General features: G+C 38.0%; 20 protein-coding genes. 13 read left to right on the top strand and 7 right to left on the bottom strand.

The genetic code is table 11. The features are described from left to right. Positions 1–2: 2 nt before the first annotated feature. Both phoR and Q4489_RS10745 read left to right on the top strand, forming a co-directional pair. Positions 3–1,307, top strand: a complete 1,305-nt coding sequence (gene phoR, locus Q4489_RS10750; RefSeq protein ID WP_303480081.1) for a phosphate regulon sensor histidine kinase PhoR — start codon at positions 3–5, stop codon at positions 1,305–1,307. 201 nt (positions 1,308–1,508) lie between these two features. Continuing rightward, positions 1,509–2,471 carry a PstS family phosphate ABC transporter substrate-binding protein gene (locus tag Q4489_RS10745; protein WP_303480079.1) on the top strand — a complete coding sequence of 321 codons (963 nt, stop codon included), beginning with the start codon at positions 1,509–1,511 and terminating at the stop codon, positions 2,469–2,471. A gap of 176 nt (positions 2,472–2,647) precedes the next feature. On the opposite strand, the gene Q4489_RS10740 is transcribed toward Q4489_RS10745, so the two are convergent. The 5 genes from Q4489_RS10740 to ettA form a co-directional block, all read right to left on the bottom strand. Beyond that, complete coding sequence (locus Q4489_RS10740) at positions 2,648–4,165, bottom strand: Ppx/GppA phosphatase family protein (RefSeq protein ID WP_303480077.1); 1,518 nt, start codon at positions 4,163–4,165, stop codon at positions 2,648–2,650. Between the two features lie 7 nt (positions 4,166–4,172). Beyond that, on the bottom strand, positions 4,173–6,305 hold the full coding sequence (gene ppk1 / locus Q4489_RS10735) for a polyphosphate kinase 1 (RefSeq protein WP_303480075.1): 2,133 nt from the start codon (positions 6,303–6,305) through the stop codon (positions 4,173–4,175). A gap of 133 nt (positions 6,306–6,438) precedes the next feature. Beyond that, on the bottom strand, positions 6,439–6,936 hold the full coding sequence (locus tag Q4489_RS10730) for a glycine cleavage system protein R (protein ID WP_303480073.1): 498 nt from the start codon (positions 6,934–6,936) through the stop codon (positions 6,439–6,441). Between the two features lie 26 nt (positions 6,937–6,962). Beyond that, positions 6,963–7,325 (bottom strand): PilZ domain-containing protein, encoded by a 363-nt coding sequence (locus tag Q4489_RS10725; RefSeq protein WP_303480071.1) that lies wholly within the window; start codon positions 7,323–7,325, stop codon positions 6,963–6,965. A 317-nt stretch (positions 7,326–7,642) separates the two neighbouring features. Beyond that, the gene (gene ettA / locus Q4489_RS10720; protein WP_303480069.1) at positions 7,643–9,325 is read right to left on the bottom strand and encodes an energy-dependent translational throttle protein EttA; all 1,683 of its coding nucleotides are present in this window, start codon (positions 9,323–9,325) and stop codon (positions 7,643–7,645) included. A 184-nt stretch (positions 9,326–9,509) separates the two neighbouring features. On the opposite strand from ettA, the gene Q4489_RS10715 reads away from it, so the two are divergent. Together Q4489_RS10715 and Q4489_RS10710 are read left to right on the top strand one after the other, a co-directional pair. Beyond that, positions 9,510–10,601, top strand: a complete 1,092-nt coding sequence (locus tag Q4489_RS10715; protein WP_303480068.1) for a GGDEF domain-containing protein — start codon at positions 9,510–9,512, stop codon at positions 10,599–10,601. A gap of 82 nt (positions 10,602–10,683) precedes the next feature. Then, complete coding sequence (locus Q4489_RS10710; RefSeq protein WP_303480066.1) at positions 10,684–12,246, top strand: YdiU family protein; 1,563 nt, start codon at positions 10,684–10,686, stop codon at positions 12,244–12,246. Between the two features lie 9 nt (positions 12,247–12,255). Here the strand turns inward: Q4489_RS10710 and Q4489_RS10705 are convergent, their stop codons facing one another. Beyond that, complete coding sequence (locus Q4489_RS10705; RefSeq protein ID WP_303480065.1) at positions 12,256–12,696, bottom strand: CBS domain-containing protein; 441 nt, start codon at positions 12,694–12,696, stop codon at positions 12,256–12,258. A 192-nt stretch (positions 12,697–12,888) separates the two neighbouring features. On the opposite strand from Q4489_RS10705, the gene Q4489_RS10700 reads away from it, so the two are divergent. The 6 genes from Q4489_RS10700 (at position 12,889) to Q4489_RS10675 (ending at position 20,601) form a co-directional block, all read left to right on the top strand. Next, on the top strand, positions 12,889–15,123 hold the full coding sequence (locus Q4489_RS10700) for an ABC transporter permease subunit (RefSeq protein WP_303480063.1): 2,235 nt from the start codon (positions 12,889–12,891) through the stop codon (positions 15,121–15,123). Between the two features lie 14 nt (positions 15,124–15,137). Continuing rightward, positions 15,138–16,772 (top strand): phosphate ABC transporter permease PstA, encoded by a 1,635-nt coding sequence (gene pstA, locus Q4489_RS10695; protein WP_303480060.1) that lies wholly within the window; start codon positions 15,138–15,140, stop codon positions 16,770–16,772. Between the two features lie 74 nt (positions 16,773–16,846). Next, entirely contained in the window at positions 16,847–17,671 is an 825-nt protein-coding gene (gene pstB / locus Q4489_RS10690) for a phosphate ABC transporter ATP-binding protein PstB (RefSeq protein ID WP_303480057.1), read from the top strand. A 26-nt stretch (positions 17,672–17,697) separates the two neighbouring features. Next, complete coding sequence (gene phoU / locus Q4489_RS10685) at positions 17,698–18,399, top strand: phosphate signaling complex protein PhoU (protein WP_303480055.1); 702 nt, start codon at positions 17,698–17,700, stop codon at positions 18,397–18,399. 217 nt (positions 18,400–18,616) lie between these two features. After that, a complete protein-coding gene (locus Q4489_RS10680) occupies positions 18,617–19,297 on the top strand; it encodes a TIGR00153 family protein (protein WP_074498892.1) in 681 nt (226 codons plus the stop codon). Positions 19,298–19,305: 8 nt separating this feature from the next. Then, positions 19,306–20,601 carry an inorganic phosphate transporter gene (locus tag Q4489_RS10675; protein ID WP_303480051.1) on the top strand — a complete coding sequence of 432 codons (1,296 nt, stop codon included), beginning with the start codon at positions 19,306–19,308 and terminating at the stop codon, positions 20,599–20,601. A 144-nt stretch (positions 20,602–20,745) separates the two neighbouring features. Here Q4489_RS10675 and Q4489_RS10670 read toward each other — a convergent pair whose 3' ends face one another. Beyond that, positions 20,746–21,030 carry a peptidylprolyl isomerase gene (locus tag Q4489_RS10670; RefSeq protein ID WP_303480047.1) on the bottom strand — a complete coding sequence of 95 codons (285 nt, stop codon included), beginning with the start codon at positions 21,028–21,030 and terminating at the stop codon, positions 20,746–20,748. 294 nt (positions 21,031–21,324) lie between these two features. Between Q4489_RS10670 and Q4489_RS10665 the strand changes: the two genes are divergently transcribed. The 3 genes from Q4489_RS10665 to Q4489_RS10655 are packed head-to-tail and all read left to right on the top strand — an operon-like array spanning position 21,325 to position 23,527. Then, positions 21,325–21,873, top strand: coding sequence for an RNA polymerase sigma factor (locus Q4489_RS10665; protein ID WP_303480042.1), 549 nt, complete (start codon positions 21,325–21,327; stop codon positions 21,871–21,873). Beyond that, the gene (locus Q4489_RS10660) at positions 21,866–22,576 is read left to right on the top strand and encodes a hypothetical protein (protein ID WP_303480040.1); all 711 of its coding nucleotides are present in this window, start codon (positions 21,866–21,868) and stop codon (positions 22,574–22,576) included. Before Q4489_RS10665 ends, Q4489_RS10660 begins: the two co-directional genes overlap by 8 nt. Positions 22,577–22,579: 3 nt before the next feature. Beyond that, positions 22,580–23,527 carry a hypothetical protein gene (locus Q4489_RS10655; protein WP_303480037.1) on the top strand — a complete coding sequence of 316 codons (948 nt, stop codon included), beginning with the start codon at positions 22,580–22,582 and terminating at the stop codon, positions 23,525–23,527. Positions 23,528–23,541 lie beyond the last annotated feature (14 nt).

Below are 23,541 nucleotides of genomic sequence, written 5' to 3'. Positions count from 1 at the left end.
TTATGTATTCTAGTTTTTCAGCTAAAGCGATTTTCGCTCGCCTTTTCTTTGCTTTAGCTTTGAGCTTTTTTATTGGCTACCTTTTTGGTTATGCCTTTGTGTTTGTCGCGTTTTTAGCTATTGCGTTGTTAACGTGGCAATACCATCACTTATTTAAACTAATGCGCTGGCTTTGGGTTAGTAAAAGTTTATCTCCACCTATTTCGCAAGGGCTTTGGGGGCAAGTGTATGATGGTTTGTATCGTGTTATTCGCAAACACAGAGCTAAACAAAAGCGCTTAAATGAAAAAATTCGACAGTTTAGAGATGGCGCAGAAGCCCTGCCTGACGCTGCATTAGTATTGTCAGCTGATTTAACTATTTTATGGGGCAATAAAAAAGCACAACGTATTTTAGGTGTTCGCTGGCCAGGAGATGTTGGTCAACGTATTGATAACCTAATACGCTTTCCTGAGTTTTCTCGCTACCTTGATGAAGGAAACTTCGACGTACCTTGCCATATCCCATCCCCAGCGAATGCCGAACTCATGATTGAATTGCGCTTGATGGCTTATGGTACAGATCAGGTACTTTTTTTGGCCAGAGATATTAGTAAAATTCATCGCCTAGAGGAAATGCGTCGCGATTTTGTCGCTAATGTTTCCCATGAATTAAAAACTCCATTAACCGTAATGCGCGGTTACGTAGAAATGGTACAAGTGACCGATAATGCATTAGATCCATATTGGCAAAAAGTATTTACTACGATGGAAACGCAAGTATCTCGTATGGATAGATTAGTAGAGCAACTGCTTATTTTGTCACGTGTTGAGGTCAGTACCGAAGAAGAAGAGAAACATTTTGTTGATATGCCAAAACTCATTTTTGCATTGATCGAAGATGCTAAATGGTTAAATCAAGATAAGGCTCACAGTATCACCAGTGATATTGATACTAATTTAGCGATTGAAGGTATCGATAATGAGATTAAAAGTGCTTGCTCTAATTTAATTTCTAATGCCATCGCTTACACGCCAACTGGTGGCGAAATTCATATTACGTGGGTTAAAGACGGTCATAAAGCTAAATTCGCAGTGAAAGATAATGGCCCCGGAATTCGACCTGAACACGTTAACCGAATTACCGAACGCTTTTTTCGTGTCGATAAATCTCGTTCTCGAAATACTGGCGGTTCAGGGCTAGGTTTAGCAATTGTTAAACATGTACTCAATCATCATCATGCAGAGCTCGCGATAAATAGCCAGTGGGGGAAGGGCAGTGAATTTATTATTTATTTCGAGCCAAAAGCCATTCGGAAAATATCTTGATAATCAGATCAAATAGGCTACCTACAAGTTATTTTCCTGTTCGTTTCGTATGAGCGCTGATAATTATAATTGAAGTTATATATATGACGGAAATATTAACGGTGTCATATAAGTGTCACAAACTTTAAATATAATTGTCATATTGTCTTTATATAGTGTTCACAATTATTCGATATATAAATACTCTCATTGGAGAAAATTATGAATTTTAAACGAGCGTTAAGTGTGATTAGTCTAGCAAGTGTCATGAGCTTTTCTGCAATAGCAATTGACAAAGATTTACCAGAATACAAAAAGGTGAGTGGTATTTCAGGTAATTTATCTTCGGTAGGTTCAGACACATTAGCGAACATGATGACTTTTTGGGCGGAAGAATTTAAGCGTACCTACCCAAATGTAAATATACAAATTCAAGCGGCTGGTTCATCAACTGCGCCCCCAGCATTAACTGAAGGTACCTCAAATTTAGGTCCAATGAGTCGTAAAATGAAGTCTCGTGAAATTGAAGCTTTTGAGAAACGATATAGTTATAAGCCGGTTGCTGTAAGAGTGGCTATTGATGCCTTAGCGGTGTTTGTGCATAAAGACAACCCGATAAAAGGTTTACGCATTGATCAAGTTGATGCTATTTTTTCCAATAACCGTAAATGCGGTGCACAAGAAAATGCTGATCGCTGGGGTGATTTAGGTTTAACAGGAGAATGGTCTGGTAAAGATATTCAGCTTTATGGCCGCAACTCTGTATCAGGTACGTACGGATATTTTAAGAAAAAAGCATTATGTAAAGGTGATTTTAAAAACAGTGTAAATGAACAGCCTGGGTCTGCTTCTGTTGTTCAGTCGGTTTCTGCTTCATTAAATGGTATTGGTTATTCAGGTATCGGATATAAAACATCTGGTGTGCGTGCGTTACCATTAGCGAAAAAAGGCAATAACTATGTTGAAGCAACAATGGAAAATGCAATAAATAAAAAGTATCCACTGTCTCGCTTTTTATATGTCTATGTGAATAAGCACCCAAATAAGCCTTTAGCGCCAATGGACGCAGAATTTTTGAAAATGATACTATCAAAATCAGGGCAAAAAATTGTTGAAAAAGATGGTTATATTCCTTTACCAGCATCTGTTGTTGAAAAAGAATTTAAAAAACTTGGCTTAATGTAAATATTGCTCCATTCAGTTAAGTTTAATGATGAAATTTAAAGGCTCATGTTAGAGCCTTTTTACTTTGTCACTTCCAGAAACTCTTCGTCGAATTATAAAAATATTTATTTATACCGAATCATATCAGTGCACAGGTAAAAAAGTGTTGATGCTTTTCGCATTAAGTGAAAATAAACTCAATATTTATTTGATTGGACAATTAACGTAACATTAATTGCCTCTAAAGTTTGTTGTTCATAAAAAAGTTCGGTGCTAATAATTGGACGATTTATTAGCCACTGTTTATCTAAGAAAACTTCAAATCGATTATTAATGCCGTTGACCACAAGATTAAGGTCTGCTTGAGTATAGCGTTGTTGATTAAGTAATACGCTAAAACGTAAGATAACACATAGTTTATGAAGCGCTTGATGCGTTAAGAGGTATTCGGTTGTTACGTGATAGGGTGAAATTTTTTTTCGTTGATTACCCACCAACCAAGCTAATGCGTACTGTTGTTCTTGATTGAAGCCAGCCATATCCGCTTGTTCAATAATATACTTACCGTGTTTGTGATAACTCGATGCGTTAATGTCTACACCTAATTCATGAAGTTGTGCTGCAAAAGTGAGTAACTCTAAGTAAATAGGTTCACTTATTTGCCATGATTTGGCAACTTGTCGGTAAATCTCTATCGCCTGTGATTTAACGTTTTCTGCATGATGAAAATCAATATTAAAACGTGAAATAAAGCTTTCAACAGTGCGTTGTCTAACATTGTTATGTTTTAAATTCTCTAGTTGCTCGAATAATACGCCTTCGCGCAGCGCATATTGACAATAGCCTAATGTTTTGATGCCGAGGCAACGCATGATTGCGAGTAAAATAGCAACACCAGAGCAGAGCACATTGCGGCGGCTTTCCTTTAGTGTTGGCAGGTTTATTTCGTCAAAATGCGTAAAGTTAAGTAATGCGCTCTTAAGGTTTTCAACATCTTCAAGTGTGATATCACGGGGGATTTCTTGCTCTGCATTAATGATTTTAGCAATCGCTTTTACGGTACCAGATGTACCAATAGCGTGTTGCCAGCCCAAATTAATAAAGCGTTTTATGATACTATCAACTTGATGAGAGGCGCTTCTAATCGCCTGTTCGAATGCCTGTTCTGAAATAATATGGTCGGAAAAAAAGGCTTGTTGGTAACTCACGCAGCCGAGTTGTAAACTGTCTAGTGTTTTTATCTGGTAGGCTTGTCCGATTATACATTCTGTACTACCACCACCAATATCAATGACTAATTGTTGTTCGTTAGTTTGTCTGTGATGCGCCACACCTTGGTAGATTAGCCGGGCTTCTTCATGGCCTGAAATAATTTCAATGGTAAATGGGAAGATGCGCTTTGCAGCGGTTAAAAATTGTTCTGCATTTGTTGCTTGTCTTAAGGTATAAGTCGCAACCGCTCGAAAGTTCTCCGGTGTGATATGTTGTGAACTGGTAGCAAGTTTCTCTAAAGCGTTTATCCCCCTAGCAATGGCTTGGTCAGACAGCGTGAAAGTATTATCAAGACCTTGTGCTAGTTGTACTCGGTACTTTTCAGCATGCAAAATTTGAATCTGTTGGTTTACATGTCGTGCTAAGACAAAGTGAAAACTATTAGAGCCAATGTCTAATGCAGCTAAGTATTGCTCGTGTTGAGTGTGTACATTGTGAGTCATTAGTGCCTTATTTATCAATATTCTGCAGTGCTATTCGGTCATTATTTTCCTGTTCTGCTAAGTAATTATAGATAAGAATCTGTGATCTAATTGGCTTTTTATTGCCTTGTGGTATGTAAGTGTTGTCTTGATGTTCGTTAATTAATCTCGCTTTCTGATTATCTTTTAACTGAATGTCGAGAATATCGATGATACGTTTTTTCAAAACAGGATCATATATCGGACAAGCAACTTCAACTCGTTGGTCGATATTACGCTCCATCCAATCAGCAGAACTGATATAAAGGTTTTTTACGCCGTTATTATGAAATAACATGATTCGAGGGTGTTCTAAAAATCTATCGACAATGGATATCACATGAATATTTTTACTCATGCCTTTTTTGCCGGGGATTAATGAGCACATTCCACGCACAATTATCTTAATAATTACCCCTGCATTGCTGGCATTATAGAGTTTATTAATCAAACCAATATCTACTAAGTTATTAACTTTTAGCGTGATTGTTGCTTTTTTGTTGTGTTTGGCATGTTCAATTTCATTATCTATCAATTGATAAATACGACGACGTGATGTTAACGGCGAAACAATTAAATGATTGAATCGAAAGCGCTTATAGCTGTGGGCGATAAATGAAAACACATTATCTACCTCTTGTGTGATTTCCTTGTGGTGCGTAAATAAGGAAAAATCAGTATAAATGCGCGCATTTTTTTCATGGAAGTTTCCCGTGCCAATATGTGCATAGCGCACTATTTTATCATTTTCAATACGGGTAATAAGGCATAACTTTGAATGTATTTTAAGCGTATCAATGCCAAATTCTACATTAATACCAGCGTCTTTCATGCGGTGAGCCCACGTGATATTGGTTTGTTCATCAAACCTTGCTCGAAGCTCTACAACAACCGTTACTTGTTTTCCGTTTTTTACTGCCTCCATTAAAGAATGAATAATTTCCGACTTTTTTGCTACTCGGTAAATATTAATTTTAATGGTTCTTACTAGTGGGTCATAAGATGCCTTTCTGACAAATTCGGTGAAATGTCTGAATTTGTAATAAGGGTAATACACTAAAATATCTTGTGCACGAATGGCATCAAAAGATAAATTTTTATGTACTAAACCTGTAGCATCTAATGCTGGCAGCTCTTGATTTTCTAATTCGGGGCCACCCAGGTTAGGAAAGGCAATAAAATCTTTATAATGACGATATCTAACACCTGGGATTAAATCGTTAATATCCTTTATTTTTAACGCCTTTCTCAGGTATTTCAACATGTAATCGGGCATGTTCTTATCATAGCCTAAGCGAACGGGCTCAGCGGTTAAACGTTGTTTTAACCCTTTTGACATTTTATCAAGTAAGCTTTGATCGAGCTCATCATTTAAATCATATTCGGCGTCACGGGTAAGCTTAAGTGAATATGCTTCGATTGATGTGTAGTTGATGATCCCTTCAAATACATCATCTAAAAAATAATGTACCACATCATCAAGCATCACAACGCGCTGTAAGTTTTTGTGATTTTCTTTGGGTAAAATAATGAAGCGATCCACTTCTGAACGAGGAATTTCGATTAAGGCATATTGCACATCGTCAGTTTGTTTGAGGGCAACAAGAAAATAAATTCCATCATCGTCAAGACAACTCACTAACTGAGTGTTTGAATTAATAAAAATAGGCGTAATAAAACGTACGATATGGTTATGATAAAACGTAGTGATAAAACGCTTTTCTTCAGGCGTTAAATGGATATTAAAAGCAGTTGAGTTTTCTTCGTTGAACAGTAATTCGATATGGTGTTCTTTTAATTGTGCAAATGCATGTTGTGCATAAAGACGAAACTTTTCGGTTAATTGACTTACAGAATGATTTATTTCACTTAATAATTGCTTTAAATACAGGTATTGAGCGGAATCTTTATCGCCTTCACTTGTTGCGCGTTCTAATAAAAGTTTTCGTCTTAATTTCGCTACGCGAACTCGGAAAAATTCGTCAAGATTTGCCGAATAAATGGCCAAGAAACGAATACGTTCAATTAAAGGCACTCGCTCATCGCCTGCTTCTTGCAAAACACGTTCGTTAAACGATAGCCAGCTTAGTTCTTTGTCGAAAAATAACTCTTTATCAATCATTTACTAAAGTTTTATTGAATATTATTAAGAGTATAGCTAGGAATTATGACAGAAATGAGAAAGTTGACATATTTCTGTCATAGAAAATTAAGTGTTCACATAACGATGGGAACGACGTTAGTGTATTTTCGCCTTAGCGAGAAACATCTACCATTAAATCATCAGCGGTACTTTCTAATGCAGTTATCAGTTCATCAACCTTATGAGGAGCAACATCAATGCTTACTTTTGCTTTAAATAAGGCGACCCCAGTGTGAGCTGCGGCCTCATGTGCGCTAACTAGTTTTAATAAATTTCCACCTTGTTGATGAACAACAGAGGCAATATCTTGCACGATACCTGAGCGATCATTAGCCGTTAACTCTAATACAATACTTGCTTGAGATGCAGAGTGTTGGTGTGTTTGTTCGATAATACATTTAATAGTTGGAATACTATGTATTTTATCAATAAGTGCAGTGGTGTTTGCCTCTGAGACTGCAATTTCAACAACACCTGAAAAGAAACCTGATAAGTGATGTAAGCTACTAGTTTGCCAGTTACCTTCATGCTGCTTTACTACGTCAGATAAGGTGTCGACTAATCCTGGGCGATCAGGGCAAATAAAGGAAAGAATAAGTTGATTCATCATGCGTCCTTTTGATTGGATTAAAAGCGTTAATCGATAAATGTACGAGTTAATTGTGAAAGTTCTTTATGTAATTGGCTATCATCTCCTAAGTTGAGTTCGACTAAACGTCGAAGATGAGTAACACTATCAATATCAATAGCATTACAACGTAAACCGACTTCCTCTGACTCAACGTGAACAATAGCAACATGCATACTCACAGGAGTTTCATTCAGATTGAAATGGAGTACACCTAATTTATTCAAAATATCAACGTGTGTATTTGGCGCACTGACTAAGGCCCCGTTTAACGAAATATCATGAATGTTAACGGCGTAAATTTTTTCGTCTACTTCAAGTTGAGCATCTATCGAGAACAATATGCGTGTAAATTGACGTCTGTTTTCCATTGAGCAAGTAAAATGAATGAACTGATACATTTAGCATAGCGTCATTTATAAAAAAAGCACCTTAAATATTCATTAAGATGCTTTTTAAGGTAAACATTTGAGAGTGTTGATCTTTCAAGTTTATTTTTTGCAGCAATTAGTTTGGTGCTTATACAAGGCAGTGCTTCTAAACCTTTAAATGCACACTAAGCGATCGCCTTCTTAGACGCATGGAATTAACCATAGAATGACTATGCAATTATCCAAGTGCCGCGATCAGAAGGCGTTTAATTTGAACAAACCTCAAACAAAAAAGTTCAACATACTCTATTTATCAGTTACTTACTGATTCGTTTATACTTAATACGATGTGGCTCAGCAGCGTCTTTTCCTAAGGTTTTTTTCAGCCATTCTTCATAGTCAGTATAATTTCCTTCATAAAAATTGACCTGACCTTCATCACGGTAGTCAATAATATGCGTTGCGATACGATCAAGGAACCAACGGTCATGGGAAATAACCATGGCACAACCAGGAAATTCAAGTAATGCTTCTTCAAGCGCTCGTAATGTTTCAACATCAAGGTCGTTGGTTGGCTCATCGAGTAGTAATAAGTTACCGCCGGTTTTAACTAGTTTAGCTAAATGTACGCGGTTTCGTTCACCACCAGATAAATCTCCCACAAACTTTTGTTGATCGTTGCCTTTAAAATTAAAACGTGAACAATATGCACGGCTAGGGATTTCATAATTGCCAATAGTAAGAATATCATGACCTTCTGATATTTCTTCGTACACAGTAGCTTTAGGGTTCATGTCATCACGGAATTGGTCAACACTGGCTAATTTCACAGTATCACCTAATTCTACGCTACCAGAATCTGGTTGTTCCGTTTCTGATAACATTTTAAAAAGTGTCGATTTACCAGCACCGTTAGCACCGATAATGCCGACAATAGCACCTTTTGGAATACTGAAGCTTAAATTATCAATAAGCACGCGATCACCAAACGACTTAGTTAAATTATTAACTTCTAATACTTTATCGCCTAATCGAGGCCCCGGTGGAATATAGAGCTCGTTAGTTTCATTGCGTTTTTGATGCTCTTGATTATTGAGCTCTTCAAAACGTGCCATTCTGGCTTTACTTTTCGCTTGACGGCCTTTAGGGTTTGAACGCACCCACTCGAGTTCATGTTTTATGGTTTTTTGTAAGGCATTCTCTGTTCGCTTTTCTTGTTCTAAACGCGCGTCTTTTTGCTCAAGCCACGAAGAGTAATTACCTTCCCATGGAATGCCGTGGCCACGATCAAGTTCTAAGATCCAACCGGCTACATTATCTAAGAAATAACGGTCATGGGTAATGGCAACCACAGTGCCTGCGTAATCATGTAAGAAGCGCTCCAACCATGCGACCGATTCAGCATCTAAATGGTTCGTTGGTTCATCAAGTAATAACATATCTGGCTTAGAAAGTAATAAGCGGCACAATGCAACACGACGACGCTCACCACCAGAAAGAACCTCGATTTTTTGCTCCCAATCGGGTAAACGAAGCGCATCAGCAGCTCGTTCTAAAACGTTATCAATGTTATGTCCATCTTGCGCATTTATGATGTTTTCTAATTCACCTTGCTCTTTGGCTAAGGCATCAAAGTCGGCATCAGGTTCGGCGTATTCAGCATATACTTGGTCAAGACGGGCAATCGCGTTTTTTACCTCAGCAACAGATTCTTCAACAATTTCACGCACTGTTTTTGCTTCATCTAACGCGGGTTCTTGTGGTAAATAACCAATGTTAGTACCTGCTAAAGCCGTTGCTTCACCTTCAAACTCAGTATCAACACCAGCCATAATGCGCAGTAAAGTAGATTTACCAGCACCATTTAAGCCAAGTACGCCAATTTTTGCCCCCGGAAAGAAAGAAAGGGAAATATCCTTTAAAATTGTACGTTTAGGTGGCACCACTTTGCTTACGCGGTGCATCGACATAATAAATTTGTCAGGTAATGGTTGTGCCATTAAAAAACCTTTAGTTTTGAAAACAGAATGATGTCGATATTTTAGGTGAATATCATCAACAATCAATGGTTGTTATAAATATATTCTTGAATTAGCTTTTCATTACACCTTTGTTACTTTTGGTTGTTATTTAAGTTGCAGCTCGCAAAGAATTTAATTTATGCTATTGCTTATTAAAGGCTAATTGCTAAATAACAATGATGGCGACCGTATGGATTGGTGGGATAAGTTCTCAGAACGAGCAACAATTGATGATATAGAACGTTACCGTAAGAAATCGATCTTTTATCTAATTAGTTTTTGTGGTGCCGCAGTTATTTTGTATTTTTCTGCAAAAAGTTACCAATCTTATGATGTTACATTATCAGTGTTTTTGTTTTTTGGAGCAATTTTTATTACAGCTAATGCTGTTCTTGCTGTTTTATTTAAAAAAGATGAAATACATTTTTATTTTGCAGCAATTTGTGTGTTTATTTTGTTATTAGGGGTTGTTTATACAGGTGGTTACAAAAATACTGCGTTGTACTGGTTATACCCTATGCCACTTATCTTTTTTGTCTTACTTGGGGTGAAAATAGGTGGCGTAGTCAATTTTTTATTTTTTATCGCTTTACTTATATTATTGCACCCGTCAATTGCAATACCCGCCTCTTACGCACCTGCCGAAACTTCTCGCTTTTTTACTTCTTTTGCTTTAATGAACTTTATCAGCTTTATTGCAGATTATTTTCGCCACCAAAGTCACAGTAAGCTAGCTAAAATTAGCCACACTAAATTAAGACAAGCCTATACAGACAGTTTGACAAAGTTGCCTAATAGGCGCTTTTTGTCTTCAGTGTTAACCGATCGTTTTATGAAAAATAGCGAGTATTTCCCTTTGTCTTTAGTGAATATAGACATCGACCACTTTAAAGCAATTAATGATACCTATGGTCATCAGGTAGGCGATGAAGTGTTAAAAAACTTCGCCGCTTTATGTACTGAAAATATTAGAAAAGATGATGTGATAGTTCGCACAGGTGGCGAGGAATTTTTGCTTTTCTTCGTGAACACCACAAAAGATCAAGGTACTGCATTAGCGGAAAAATTAAGAGAACTTATCGCCAGTAATTTAGTCCATGTTGATGGGCAAGTATTTACTGTAACGGCAAGCTTTGGAGTCGCAGAGTGCCATCGATTTGAAGCACTAGATCACGCATTAAAAATTGCAGATAAACGTATGTATTTGGCTAAACAGTGGGGCCGAAATCAAGTTGTTTCACAAGAGCCCGAGTAATTTTGTGATGTGCTTTAGCTAAATCGGTTGATCGCGTACACTTAGTACCACTAAATTAATCTTTTATGAGTGGTAGAGAACGTTGCGTGTATTTCAGTGTGGTTTTAATGATAGTTTTGTTCAGCAATTGCCTGCTGATCCTGAATCAGAAAACTTTTGCCGTTCAGTAACGCAAGCGGCGTATTCTTTTGTGACACCAGCTACCACTGCTGATCCTTCGCTACTTGCGTTAAATTCAGCACTCGCGACAACATTAACGTTAAAGGTTAATGACGAAATAAAACTCGCTCAGATATTTACCGGTAACACCTTACTGGCAGGAACAACACCTTATGCGATGAATTATGGTGGCCATCAATTTGGGCATTGGGCTGGACAGTTAGGTGACGGTAGAGCTATTAATTTAGGGCAACTTGATGTACCTGATATTGGCCTTAAAACGCTTCAATTAAAAGGAGCTGGTAGCACGCCATACTCTCGTCGAGCGGACGGCTTGGCTGTATTACGATCGTCAATAAGAGAATATTTGTGTTCTGAAGCGATGCATCATCTAGGTGTTCCAACAACAAGAGCGTTGAGTTTATGCCTAACAGGTGACTTAGTTACTCGCGACATGTTCTATGATGGTCACCCGAAAGAAGAGCTTGGTGCAATTGTCTGCCGCGTATCATCAAGTTTTCTTCGTTTTGGCAGCTTTCAATTACCAGCTTCGCGTGGTGATATTTCATTATTAAAGCAACTGCTCGATTATACAATTACTACACACTTTCCTCATCTTGGTGAACCTAATAAAGCCAGCTATTTAGCTTGGTTTGATCAAGTGGCTGATGAAACATGTCAGCTAATGGTTCACTGGATGCGTGTTGGCTTTGTACATGGCGTGATGAATACTGATAATATGTCAATTCTAAGTGAAACCATAGATTATGGTCCTTATGGTTGGATTGACAACTTTGATTTAAATTGGACTCCAAACACAACAGACGCACAAGGTAAGCGTTATTGCTTTGGTGCTCAACCTGAAATAGCGCAATGGAACTTGTTTCAACTAGCGAATGCAATTTATCCTTTAATTGAAGATGCAGAGCCACTTAATACAGTATTGTCAACGTTTGCCAAACAATATGAACAGCGTTGGCGACAAATGATGGCGGATAAATTAGGCTTTGAACAACTGGATAACGATGCTGATCCCTCATTATTTATTGCTCTAGAAAAATTAATGACTGACACAAATGTGGATATGACGATTTTCTATCGCTCATTGGCAAAACTGCCAGTCGAACCTGATCTTTGGTTAGCACATTTGGATGATTGCTTTTATGAGTTGCTAACGCAAGCACAACAAGAACAGTGGCAGCAGTGGCTAACGGTGTATACTCAACGCCTCGCACATAACTCGATATCCAGCGAAGAGAAAGCGTCTAGAATGAATCAAGTTAACCCGAAATATGTGTTGCGTAACTATTTAGCACAACAAGTGATTGAAAAAGCTGAAAAAGGTGACTATACCGCGCTTAACCAGTTGTATGAGGTATTAAAAAGCCCTTATCAGGAACAACCTGAAGCTGCTCATTTTGCAGGGAAACGCCCAGATTGGGCAAAGCATAAAGCAGGCTGTTCTATGTTGTCATGTAGCTCTTAATTATCAAAATTATGTTTGATGTGCTTGTTGTAATTTATTGCGGTATTGTAAGGCGATAATTTTCACAATATCTCGCCATGATATGATACCTACAGGTCGGAAATGCTCATCAACAATAGGTAAACATGAAATTCTGTTGTCATAAAAAAGTAACACCGCTTCGTTAAGTGTTGTGTTTATTGTTGCAGTAACCAACTCTCTACTCATAAAAAGATGTACTTTTTGATGCAATAAAGAAGTATCGCGTGGTGTTTCTTTTCGCGTATTTATGTGTGGGCTTAACTGTTTGTATAAATCTCGATCGGTAAAAACGCCAACAAGCTCTTTACCGTTTAAGATCAATATATGATGAATAGGGTGTTGATCAAATGCGATCTTTGCTTTTGCTAAGTCATCGTCGATGTCTAAGCTTATAATATTTTTTGACATTAATTTTTCAATGCTACTCATCACTTCCCCTGAAATCATTAATAACCTACTGTTAGTAACATATCAAAGCAGATTATTTTAACAATAGCCATGACGTTTTTGTCATAAATTTATCCAATTATTAAACGATATTGTTACTTGTCACAAATGTGTCATAAAAGTGTCTTATAATCGCTGCAATTAAGATTATCTATTGACCAAAAGGTACCTTTAGTGACAATAGCATTGAAATCAGTTGGCACTCGACAGCTGAAAAACTCGTTAGCGCGATGGTTGATCACCCTAGGTGGAATCAGTGTGCTTTTTACCTTAGTGCTCATTTTTCTGTATTTATTATACGTAATTAAACCTGTTTTTGAATCAGCGAAAATAGAACAAGTTCAGACGTTTACCATAGCATCAGGCGATAATGCATTAGCCATTGGCATTGATGAATTGCAAGAACTTGCTTATACCATTAATCAGCAAGGGCAGGTTGAATACTTTTCGTTAACCGATAATGAAAACAAAACCCGTTCGCCTGTATATTCATTGTCTGTATCAGAACATCCGATAAAGAACGTTATTGATGTAGGCGCCGAAAATAAACTAATACTTGATGTACAAGGTAATGTGCAGTTAGTTTCACCTGGCTTTCAAGCAACATTTGGTGACGGCTCTCGTGACATTATCCCGAATGTGACATATCCACTGGGTGAAGACTTTATTATTGTTGATGAACAACAAGCAGCGTTTACTCATTTGTCGTTTGCAATGAATGACGAACGTGCTGTATTTGTTGGTTTTACTGAAGATAATCGTCTGATAAAAACATCACTCATTGCTGAAGATGATTTTAATTATGACCCAGCATATGATATTGAATACCAAACCGTTATTCTTGATACTCGCAAAGTAGATCAAGTACTAGTCACACCTGATTTAGCCATGGCATTTGTGCGAAGTGGCGATCAAGTGCTAGTGTTTGATCTGACTTATGATGATGAAGTTCCACTAAAAGCAACCATTATTCCGCAACTGGCACAATCAAGAAGTAAACCATTACATTTATCTTCAATGGCGTTGCTATCTGGCGGTAGCTCGGTATTACTGGGTGATAGCGCTGGTACTGTTAGCCAGTGGTTTGAAGTTGCGGGTGATGACGGCCGTGAATTTAAACAAATTCGTACATTTTCAGCGAGTGAAAACGAACCTGTTAGTCAAATAATTACAGAGCAATATCGAAAAAGTTTTTATTCACTCACCTCATCAGGCGACGTGGGCGCTTTTTACACGACGAGTGATAACGATTTATGGCGCGGGCAATTAAGCAAAACTATGCCAGATGAATTCATCATTTCACCTCGCGCTGATGGTTTGTTATTGTTGCAAGATAATCAATTTTCACTTTATGCCGTTGAAAACGAACATCCTGAAGTTACCTGGCATGCCTTATGGCAACAAGTATGGTATGAAGGGTACCCCGAACCAGAATATATTTGGCAATCAACGTCTGGTTCAGATGATTTTGAAGCAAAATTCTCATTAGTTCCCATCTCGTTCGGTACAATTAAAGCTGCTTTATATGCGATGTTATTTGCTGTACCTGTAGCGTTAGCCGCAGCAATTTATACCGCTTATTTTATGACATCTGAAATGCGTAAAAAGGTAAAACCTACCATTGAAATTATGGAGGCTTTGCCTACTGTTATTCTCGGTTTCTTGGCGGGTCTTTGGTTAGCGCCAATTGTGGAAAATAACTTGCCGGCGATTGCTTTAATGTTATTACTGTTGCCGCTCACGGTTTTTCTCACGGCATATTCTTGGTTTAAATTACCACGAAAAATTAAAAATGTGCTGCCAGATACTTTGGCGCCACTGATCCTTATACCTGTACTTTGTTTGGCGGCTTATTTTGCCTTTTCACTGTCGCCTTGGATGGAAGAAGCCTTTTTTGGTGGCGATGTTAGGCAGTTTATCACTAATGATTTAGGCATTTCATTTGATCAGCGAAATGCCTTAGTGGTTGGCATCGCAATGGGCTTTGCAGTGATTCCTACTATTTTTTCGATGGCTGAAGACGCAATTTTCAGTGTGCCAAAACACTTAACAAGTGGCTCATTAGCATTAGGTGCAACACCTTGGCAAACCTTAATAAAAGTGGTGCTACTTACCGCAAGTCCCGGCATTTTCTCAGCAGTTATGATGGGCTTAGGCCGCGCAGTAGGTGAAACAATGATTGTATTAATGGCTACAGGTAATACGCCGATTGTTGATTGGAGCATTTTTCAGGGGATGCGGACATTATCGGCCAATATTGCCGTTGAAATGCCAGAATCTGAAGTTGGTAGCTCTCATTACCGTATTCTGTTCTTAGCTGCTTTTGTTCTGTTTATATTTACATTTATTTTTAACACGTTAGCTGAATTTGTACGTCAGCGATTACGTGAAAAATATAGTTCGTTGTAAGGTAGGGTATCAAGATGAATAATTGGTTTAAATCAGGCTCTCCTTGGATTTGGCTTTCAGCGGGCGGTGTTAGTATTAGTTTAATTTCCGTTGTTGGCTTGTTGTATCTAATTGCTTCGCATGGGTTGTCGTACTTTTGGCCTTCTACTTTATATCAGTTTGATATGATTGATCAGCAAGGAAAGCCACATACGGTTATTGGTGAAATTTATGATCGAGAAAAAATTCCAGTTAAGCAATTAGCACACATGGACTTGGCGTTAGGTGATCAAGAATATCTTGAGCGCTACCTAGTGAAAACGGGTAACCGTGAATTAGTCAGTTTGGATTTTCGCTGGATTTTAGTACCTGAAATTAAGAAGACTTCTACACCGAAAGACCTAGTGGTAATTGAGCGCAGAACAAACGGTAATTTTTATGGTTTTATTGAAAGTCTGCATTTAGACGGTGAGCAAGTTTCACTTGATAAAATGGATGAATTGTTAGCGCGCGTTACGGTGTTTCAGTCTGAAATTGAACGTTTACAAAAAAGCGATATTGGCGCCATCAATTATCAAATTGAACGTTTACGACTACAAGAACGTAAATACCGATTGCAAGAGAAGTTAACACCAGAGAAAGAGCAAGAAATAAAAGCAAAAGTTGCTGCGCTGCGTGATGATTATCTCGTGCTTGAAAAAGAGTTGATGGCATTGCGTGCTAAGGTTGCCCGTGATCATATTAAAGTACGTGCGATGGATGGCCAAGTTGTCACGATTAACTTTGAACACATTTTGAAAGTTGAAGCGAATAATCAGTATAGCTTTTTAGAAAAACTAGCGACGTTTTTTAGTAAAATTGGTAGCTTTATTGTTGACGATCCAAGAGAAGCTAATACCGAAGGTGGTGTGTTTCCTGCCATTTTTGGTACGGTGCTCATGGTATTGTTAATGACCGTAATTGTGTCGCCACTAGGTGTGGTTGCTGCGATTTATTTGCATGAATATGCAGGTAATAATGCCCTGACCAAATTATTACGTATAGCGGTGATCAATTTAGCGGGTGTGCCTTCCATTGTATATGGAGTCTTTGGCTTAGGCTTTTTTGTTTATATGGTTGGTGGTTCACTTGATCAATTGTTTTATCCTGAAACTTTACCAAGCCCAACGTTTGGCACACCAGGTGTATTATGGTCAGCACTTACGTTAGCAATCTTAACCTTACCTGTGGTGATTGTTTCAACGGAAGAAGGCTTAGCACGTATTCCATCTGCTATGCGTCATGGTAGCTTGGCACTTGGCGCGACAAAAGCAGAAACCCTTTGGCGGATTATTTTACCGATTGCCAGCCCGGCAATAATGACGGGTATTATATTAGCGATTGCACGAGCTGCAGGTGAAGTTGCGCCTTTAATGTTAGTTGGTGTCGTTAAAATGGCCCCTAATTTGCCACTTGATGGGAACTTCCCCTTCTTACACTTAGATCGTAAGTTTATGCATTTAGGCTTCCACATTTATGATGTTGGTTTTCAAAGCCCAAATGTTGAAGCAGCAAGACCGTTGGTTTATGCCACAGCGTTATTGTTGGTCACCATTATTGTTGCGTTGAATATGACCGCCGTTTCAATTCGTAATAGATTACGTGAAAAATATCGCATGTTAGAGCATTAAGGATTAGTTTCCTAAATAGCTTTAAGAGGAAGTACGCTTCCAACTGCAAAATTATTGAATTTAAAGAGAATATTATGATTACAGTTAGCCCGCAGAATATTTTAGATAGTCAAAATAAATTAGACTTAGCTAATATGTCTCCAGAACAGAAAGCGCTCGATATTCATAACTTAAACTTGTTTTATGGTGAGAAGCAGGCATTGCAAAATATCACCATGGCAATCCCAAAAGGGCAAGTTACTGCGTTTATTGGACCAAGTGGTTGTGGTAAATCTACATTATTGCGTTGCATAAATAGAATGAATGATCTAGTTGATAGTTGTCATATTGAAGGGGAAATAAACCTTCATGGTCAAAATATTTATGATAAACATGTCGATGTTGCTGCATTGCGTCGAAAGGTTGGCATGGTATTTCAGCGACCAAACCCATTTCCAAAAAGTATCTATGAAAATGTTATTTATGGCTTGCGTATTATGGGTGAAAATAACCGTAGAGTTTTAGATGAAGCGGTTGAAAACTCACTAAAAGCAGCGGCGTTATGGAACGAAGTTAAAGATCGCCTTCATGACAGTGCCCTTGGACTTTCTGGCGGTCAACAGCAACGTTTAGTGATTGCCCGTGCTATTGCCATTGAACCAGAAGTGTTATTACTAGATGAACCAACGTCAGCGCTTGATCCAATATCAACGTTGACCATTGAAGAGTTAATTAACGATTTAAAACAGCAGTTTACGGTAGTAATCGTGACTCACAATATGCAACAAGCCGCGCGTGTATCTGATCAAACGGCTTTTATGTATATGGGCGATTTAATTGAATATAGTGATACTAACACGCTATTTACAACACCTGTTAAAAAGAAAACCGAAGATTATATAACCGGACGCTACGGTTAATTTGACGGTGTGAGAGGAGAAAATTTGTGGATAATTTAAATATCGGTCGTCATATATCAGGCCAGTTTAATGAAGATTTAGAGCGTGTGATAAATCACGTGATGCAAATGGGTGGCTTAGTTGAAAAGCAGCTTAGTGATGCGTTGACCTCTGTTCATGAGTCTGACGAAGAGCTTGCGAAAATCGTTCATCAAAGTGATTACAAAATTAATAATCTTGAAGTGAGTATTGATGATGAATGCACACGCATTATTGCCAAAAGGCAGCCAGCTGCCGGCGATTTACGACTAATTATGGCGATTGTTAAAACCATTGCTGATCTTGAACGTATTGGTGATGAAGCAGAGAAAATAGCAGAAGTGACCCTACAAAGCTTAAGTAATGAGCATCGTGGTTTACTGATGAATCTTGATAATCTTGGGCGTAAAGTGCTTGAAGTATTGCAAAAAACGTTAGATGCATTTACCAGAATGGATGTTGATGCAGCTATTAAAACGCATGGTAGTGATGATACTATTGATCGAGAATATGAAGCATTAATGCGCCAGTTGATGACCTACATGATGGAAGAGCCTCGTTCAATTCCTCAAATCATGACTGTAATCTGGTCTGCTCGTGCGTTAGAGCGCATCGGTGATCGATGCCAAAATATTTGTGAGTACATTATTTATTTTGTCAAAGGCAAGGTGGTTCGTCACACGTCAATAGAAGATGTGAAGAAGTTATAAAACCTTAGAAAACTTTCAAACTAGTAACCGAGCACTTTTTGTGTTTTGATAGCAACTGTTTGAATTATCGACTATCTTTAGCTGATAAAAGCGTAGTCGTTTATCATATGCGGATTTCTACTAACTTTTGAGGTTAAATACTATTGTATTTAGCGCCAAATGCGTTAATATCCGCGCCGTCGAATAATAAAGAGCAGATTTGCTCCTGGAAAAGTTTATGGCCAGTAATTCAATCTTGGGTGTTTTTGCAAAATCACCCCTGAAACCATTAGAAAAACACATTCGGAAAGTTTCGAAATGTTCAAATCACTTAATTCCTTTTTTTGCTGCCGTTGTTGAAAATGATTGGTCAACAGCAGGTAAGATCCGCACAAAAATATCAAAACTTGAGCACGATGCCGATGAGCTAAAACGCCAATTGCGTTTAGAGTTACCTGGCGGCTTATTCATGCCTGTTGATCGTGCTGATCTTTTAGAGTTGTTAACGCAGCAAGATAAGATTGCTAATAAAGCGAAAGATATTGCTGGCCGTATTATAGGCCGAAAACTCGAAATACCTGCTGAATTACAGCAAGAGTTTACTCAGTATGTTGAACGTTGTATTGATGCAATTGATAAAGCAGCAGAAGCAATTAATGAGCTAGACAGCTTGTTAGAAACGGGCTTTAAAGGGCGTGAAGTAGATATAGTTGAGAAAATGATCCTCCAACTTGATGAAATAGAAGATGATACGGACTTATTGCAAATTTCTATTCGTAAAAATTTATTAGCAATTGAAGACAATTTGAAACCGGTAGATGTTATGTTCTTATATCAAATTATTGAGTGGGTTGGTGATTTAGCTGACCTGGCAGAACGAGTTGGCGCTCGTTTAGAAATTTTACTCGCTAGAAAATAGGATTAATCATGGATATTTTAGCTACACATGGTTCAATCCTTGTAATGATCGCAGCCATCGTTGGCTTTTTTATGGCTTGGGGCATTGGAGCAAACGATGTTGCCAATGCAATGGGAACGTCAGTTGGTTCTAAAGCGCTAACTATTAAGCAGGCGATTATTATCGCTATGATATTTGAATTTGCTGGCGCTTATTTAGCTGGTGGTGAGGTAACTTCCACTATCCGTAAAGGTATTATTGATCCAAGTTATTTTGCTGCTATACCTGAACAACTCGTATTCGGGATGATTTCAGCCTTATTAGCCGCCGCGACTTGGTTATTAATTGCCTCTGTGCTTGGTTGGCCAGTATCTACTACACACTCTATTGTAGGTGCAATAATTGGTTTTGCTGCTATTGGCGTTAGCCCTGAGACTGTTGCTTGGGGTAAAGTGCTGGGCATTGTTGGTAGCTGGGTGATCACACCATTAATTTCAGGGGTTATTGCTTTTCTTATTTTTAATAGTGCACAAAAACTTATCTTTGACACCGATAAACCTCTAGATAACGCCAAACGCTATGTGCCTTTTTATATGTTTTTAGCAGGTTTTGTTTTATCGTTAGTTACGATTAAAAAAGGCTTAAAACATATTGGGCTAGATAATATTGACCTTGGTATAGTTAGTTTTGAATTAGACGGAGCCGGTGGTTATTATTTAGCAATAATTGTTGCCGTTGTTGTAGCTATTATCGGAAAATATTTCATCTCTAGATTACACTTTGAACAAGATGCAGATAAATCTGCTCATTATGCGAATGTTGAAAAAGTGTTTGCTACCTTAATGGTTGTTACTGCATGTTGTATGGCATTTGCACATGGCTCTAATGATGTGGCAAATGCTATAGGGCCACTTGCTGCTGTTGTGAGCATTATCGAGAACGGCGGAGAGATCGTGAAAAAATCTCCGCTAGTGTGGTGGATACTACCTTTGGGCGGTCTAGGGATCGTTGCAGGTTTAGCCATTTTCGGTCATCGTGTAATCGCTACTATCGGTAAAGGTATTACTCATTTAACACCTAGCCGTGGTTTTGCTGCGGAACTTGCTGCAGCTTGTACTGTTGTGATCGCTTCAGGTGCTGGTTTACCTATATCAACAACCCAAACGCTTGTAGGTGCGGTATTAGGTGTGGGTATGGCGCGTGGTATTGCTGCAATCAATTTAAATGTTGTACGTAATATTGTGGTTTCATGGGTTATCACGTTACCAGTAGGCGCGGGTCTATCAATAATTATTTTCTGGACGTTACAAAGCGTTTTCACCTGAACCAGCGTATATCGTTATAGATAAAAAAATGTCAGCATTGCTGACATTTTTTTTGGATGTTACTTCTCAATTTTCAATTAATCGTATTTAGCCGAAACGAAAAACAATTAAAATATGAAGTAATATGTACTTACTAAAGAAGGACTATTTATCTGTTCGGTTGGTGACTTCAATTAAGTGATACCCAAATTGGGTTTTTACCGGCCCTTGAATGGTGTGTAATTCGGCAGTAAAAACTATATCGTCAAACGCTTTCACCATTTGTCCTCGACTAAATGAACCTAGCGCTCCACCTTGAAGCTTAGACGGACAATCTGAATGCTGCTCTGCCAGTAAGCTAAAATCAGCGCCTGAGGCTAATTCAGCTTTTAACTGCTCACAAAGCTGTTCATCATTAACTAAAATATGACGCGCGGAAGCTGTGATCATTTTATTCCCTTAGTCTTTGAAACATTTTAATTAACAGTACCGTATTTTTAGAAACAGTAAAATCAATTGATATAGTTGATTAGTTTAGCATGACATTAGCGCATTTAAATAACTCGAAAGTCTTAAGAAGTGTGGTGTAACAAAATAGCCTGTTGAATTATATCGAGTATATTTTCTTGCTATGAAAGAGAAAGTATTAAAATAAAAAAAAATGATACGATTTCAAACTATTTATTCTCCAACATCGACATATTAGATAACGAATGAAAAATTTTAATAAAAATAGGAAATTGCGTGTTCGAACGAAGCGATGAAACGCTAGTAAAACAAGCGCTAAAAGGTAAAAAGTCTGCCTGGATAACGTTGGTCAAGCGCTATGAAAAAGCCTTGTTTAACTATGCATTACGTATGGTTAACAATCGTGAAGATGCGCTTGATTTGATGCAGGATGTTTTCGTAGCAGTGTTTCGAAATTTATCTTCTTTTAGAGGAGAAAGCCCCTTTAAAGGGTGGATGTTTAAAATTGCACATTATCGTTGTATGGAGTTTTATCGTCGTAAAAAACCAACACAATCTTTAGATGACGCACCCGAACAAGAAGATATTGACGAACAAGCTTGCCCTGAAAAGCAGATGACATTGAATCAACAACAGTTAGATATAAAACAGGCATTAGACAAACTGCCTGTTAACCAAAAAATAGTGATTGAATTAAAATTTTTCCAACATGCAACATTTGATGATATAGCTTATCAATTGGGCATTTCAATCAATACAGCAAAATCTAGACTTTATAGTGGTTTAGATAAATTGAAAGAATATGTGGAGTTAGATTATGTCTAAAAATACTGACAGCAAACATGATGAAGCGTCATTAGATACTAAATTTAGCGAGTGGTTAATGGATAAAAGCGCTGGAACTGCACGACGTAATAGAAGTGATTTAAAACAAGATCACGTATGGGAACAACGCGCACAGATCACTGAGAAAATAGAACATTATGCCGATATAACCCCAGATGAACCCGTACCAAACTGGGATCGTTCAGCAAGCTTTGAAACAGAAATAAAGCCTTGGTGGCAATGGCAAGGACTACCAGCCATGTCATTTGTGTTCTCATTATTCGCAGTATCCTTGGTTTTTTTGAATGTAGAAGTCGTGATAAAAGAACAGGGGGTTAGCGTTAGCTTTGCAGGTAATAACCAAGCAGACATAACCCAAAATGTTGAAACATTACTGGATCAAAAATTACAAAATTTTGCCAAAGAGCAACAAATAGTATTAGCGAATTATGCGGCTGATATCACTGGTAAACAGCAAGAAAGTAATATTCAACTGGCAAGTTATATCATGGGTGTTTCGCGTAAAGAACGTAAAGAAGACATGAATGATTTTATTAACTATATCAATGATCAACGACAAGATGATCAACGACAACAACAATTAACATTTAAACGATTCGCTGAAACCATACTTTATCAGAGCGCGAGTGTTCCATCTGCAAACGATAATGTAACCACAGCTAACTGGATCACAGAGGAGTAACCCATGAAAAAGTACGCAACTACGGCTTTATGTGCCGCAATACCCGCTTTTATGTCAACGACTGTATTGGCGTCATCTACTGATGAGTTTGCTGCTATGCATAAACAACTAGCGATAATGAGTAAAATCATTAAATCAGCCTCAACACAAGAGCACAACGGAAAAACAATCGCAATAAACGGGGTTGAAACTACCTATCTTAAAGGACAGGGCGTATTGTTTTCCATTAGCTCAAGCACATTTCGAAACCATTGGGGTAATGCGAGGTTTAGTTTTGATTTGCCAGACGGCGTACCATTGCCACCTAGAGCACCAATACCACCTTTACCTTCAGTAGAAGATATTGAATTTAATGGACTAGTTGATGTTGAATTGGAGCAAAAGGTTGCAGAAGCGATGGAAAGTGCCGCCAGTAATTATGAACAAGCCATGGAAGCAATGCATGAAAATCATGAAAGTTACCGTGATTTAAGAGAAAGGCGTCGTGACACAACGTATGAGCTTCGAGAAGTAGAGCGAGAGTTAAGAGATCACGAGTTCCAATTACGCAGAGCAGATAAGGAATCAAAAGCTGAATTGCAATCAGCCGTAAAATCATTACAAGCTCAAAAAGACAAGCTAAAAAGTTTAATGAAGTCATTAGAAAAGCAAGACAAGGAAGTAAGAAAAGCACAGCTTGTTAAACAAGCAGAACGCGAAAAAGAACGTATTGCTTACTATAAATCGTTGTCTTATTCACTGGCAGAAACGTTTTGTTTATATGGTAATGGCTTAAAAGCAGTGCCAAGAACTGAACATGTAAATTTACTGATTAAATCGGGCGGTGCAAAACAGGGGAATCGCTATAAAGACAGCGTTATCGTGTTTAGTAAAAAAGACATTAGTGACTGTGCTGGCGACGATATTAACACTAAGCAATTATTAGCGAAGTCTAAACGATATCAATTTTAAACCTCGTTAAATAA

The sequence above is a fragment of the Thalassotalea sp. 1_MG-2023 genome (assembly GCF_030546745.1).
Lineage (GTDB): Bacteria > Pseudomonadota > Gammaproteobacteria > Enterobacterales > Alteromonadaceae > Thalassotalea_C.
The sequence above is the reverse complement of the archived record's forward strand: the minus strand, read 5'-3'. Positions and strand labels throughout refer to the sequence as shown.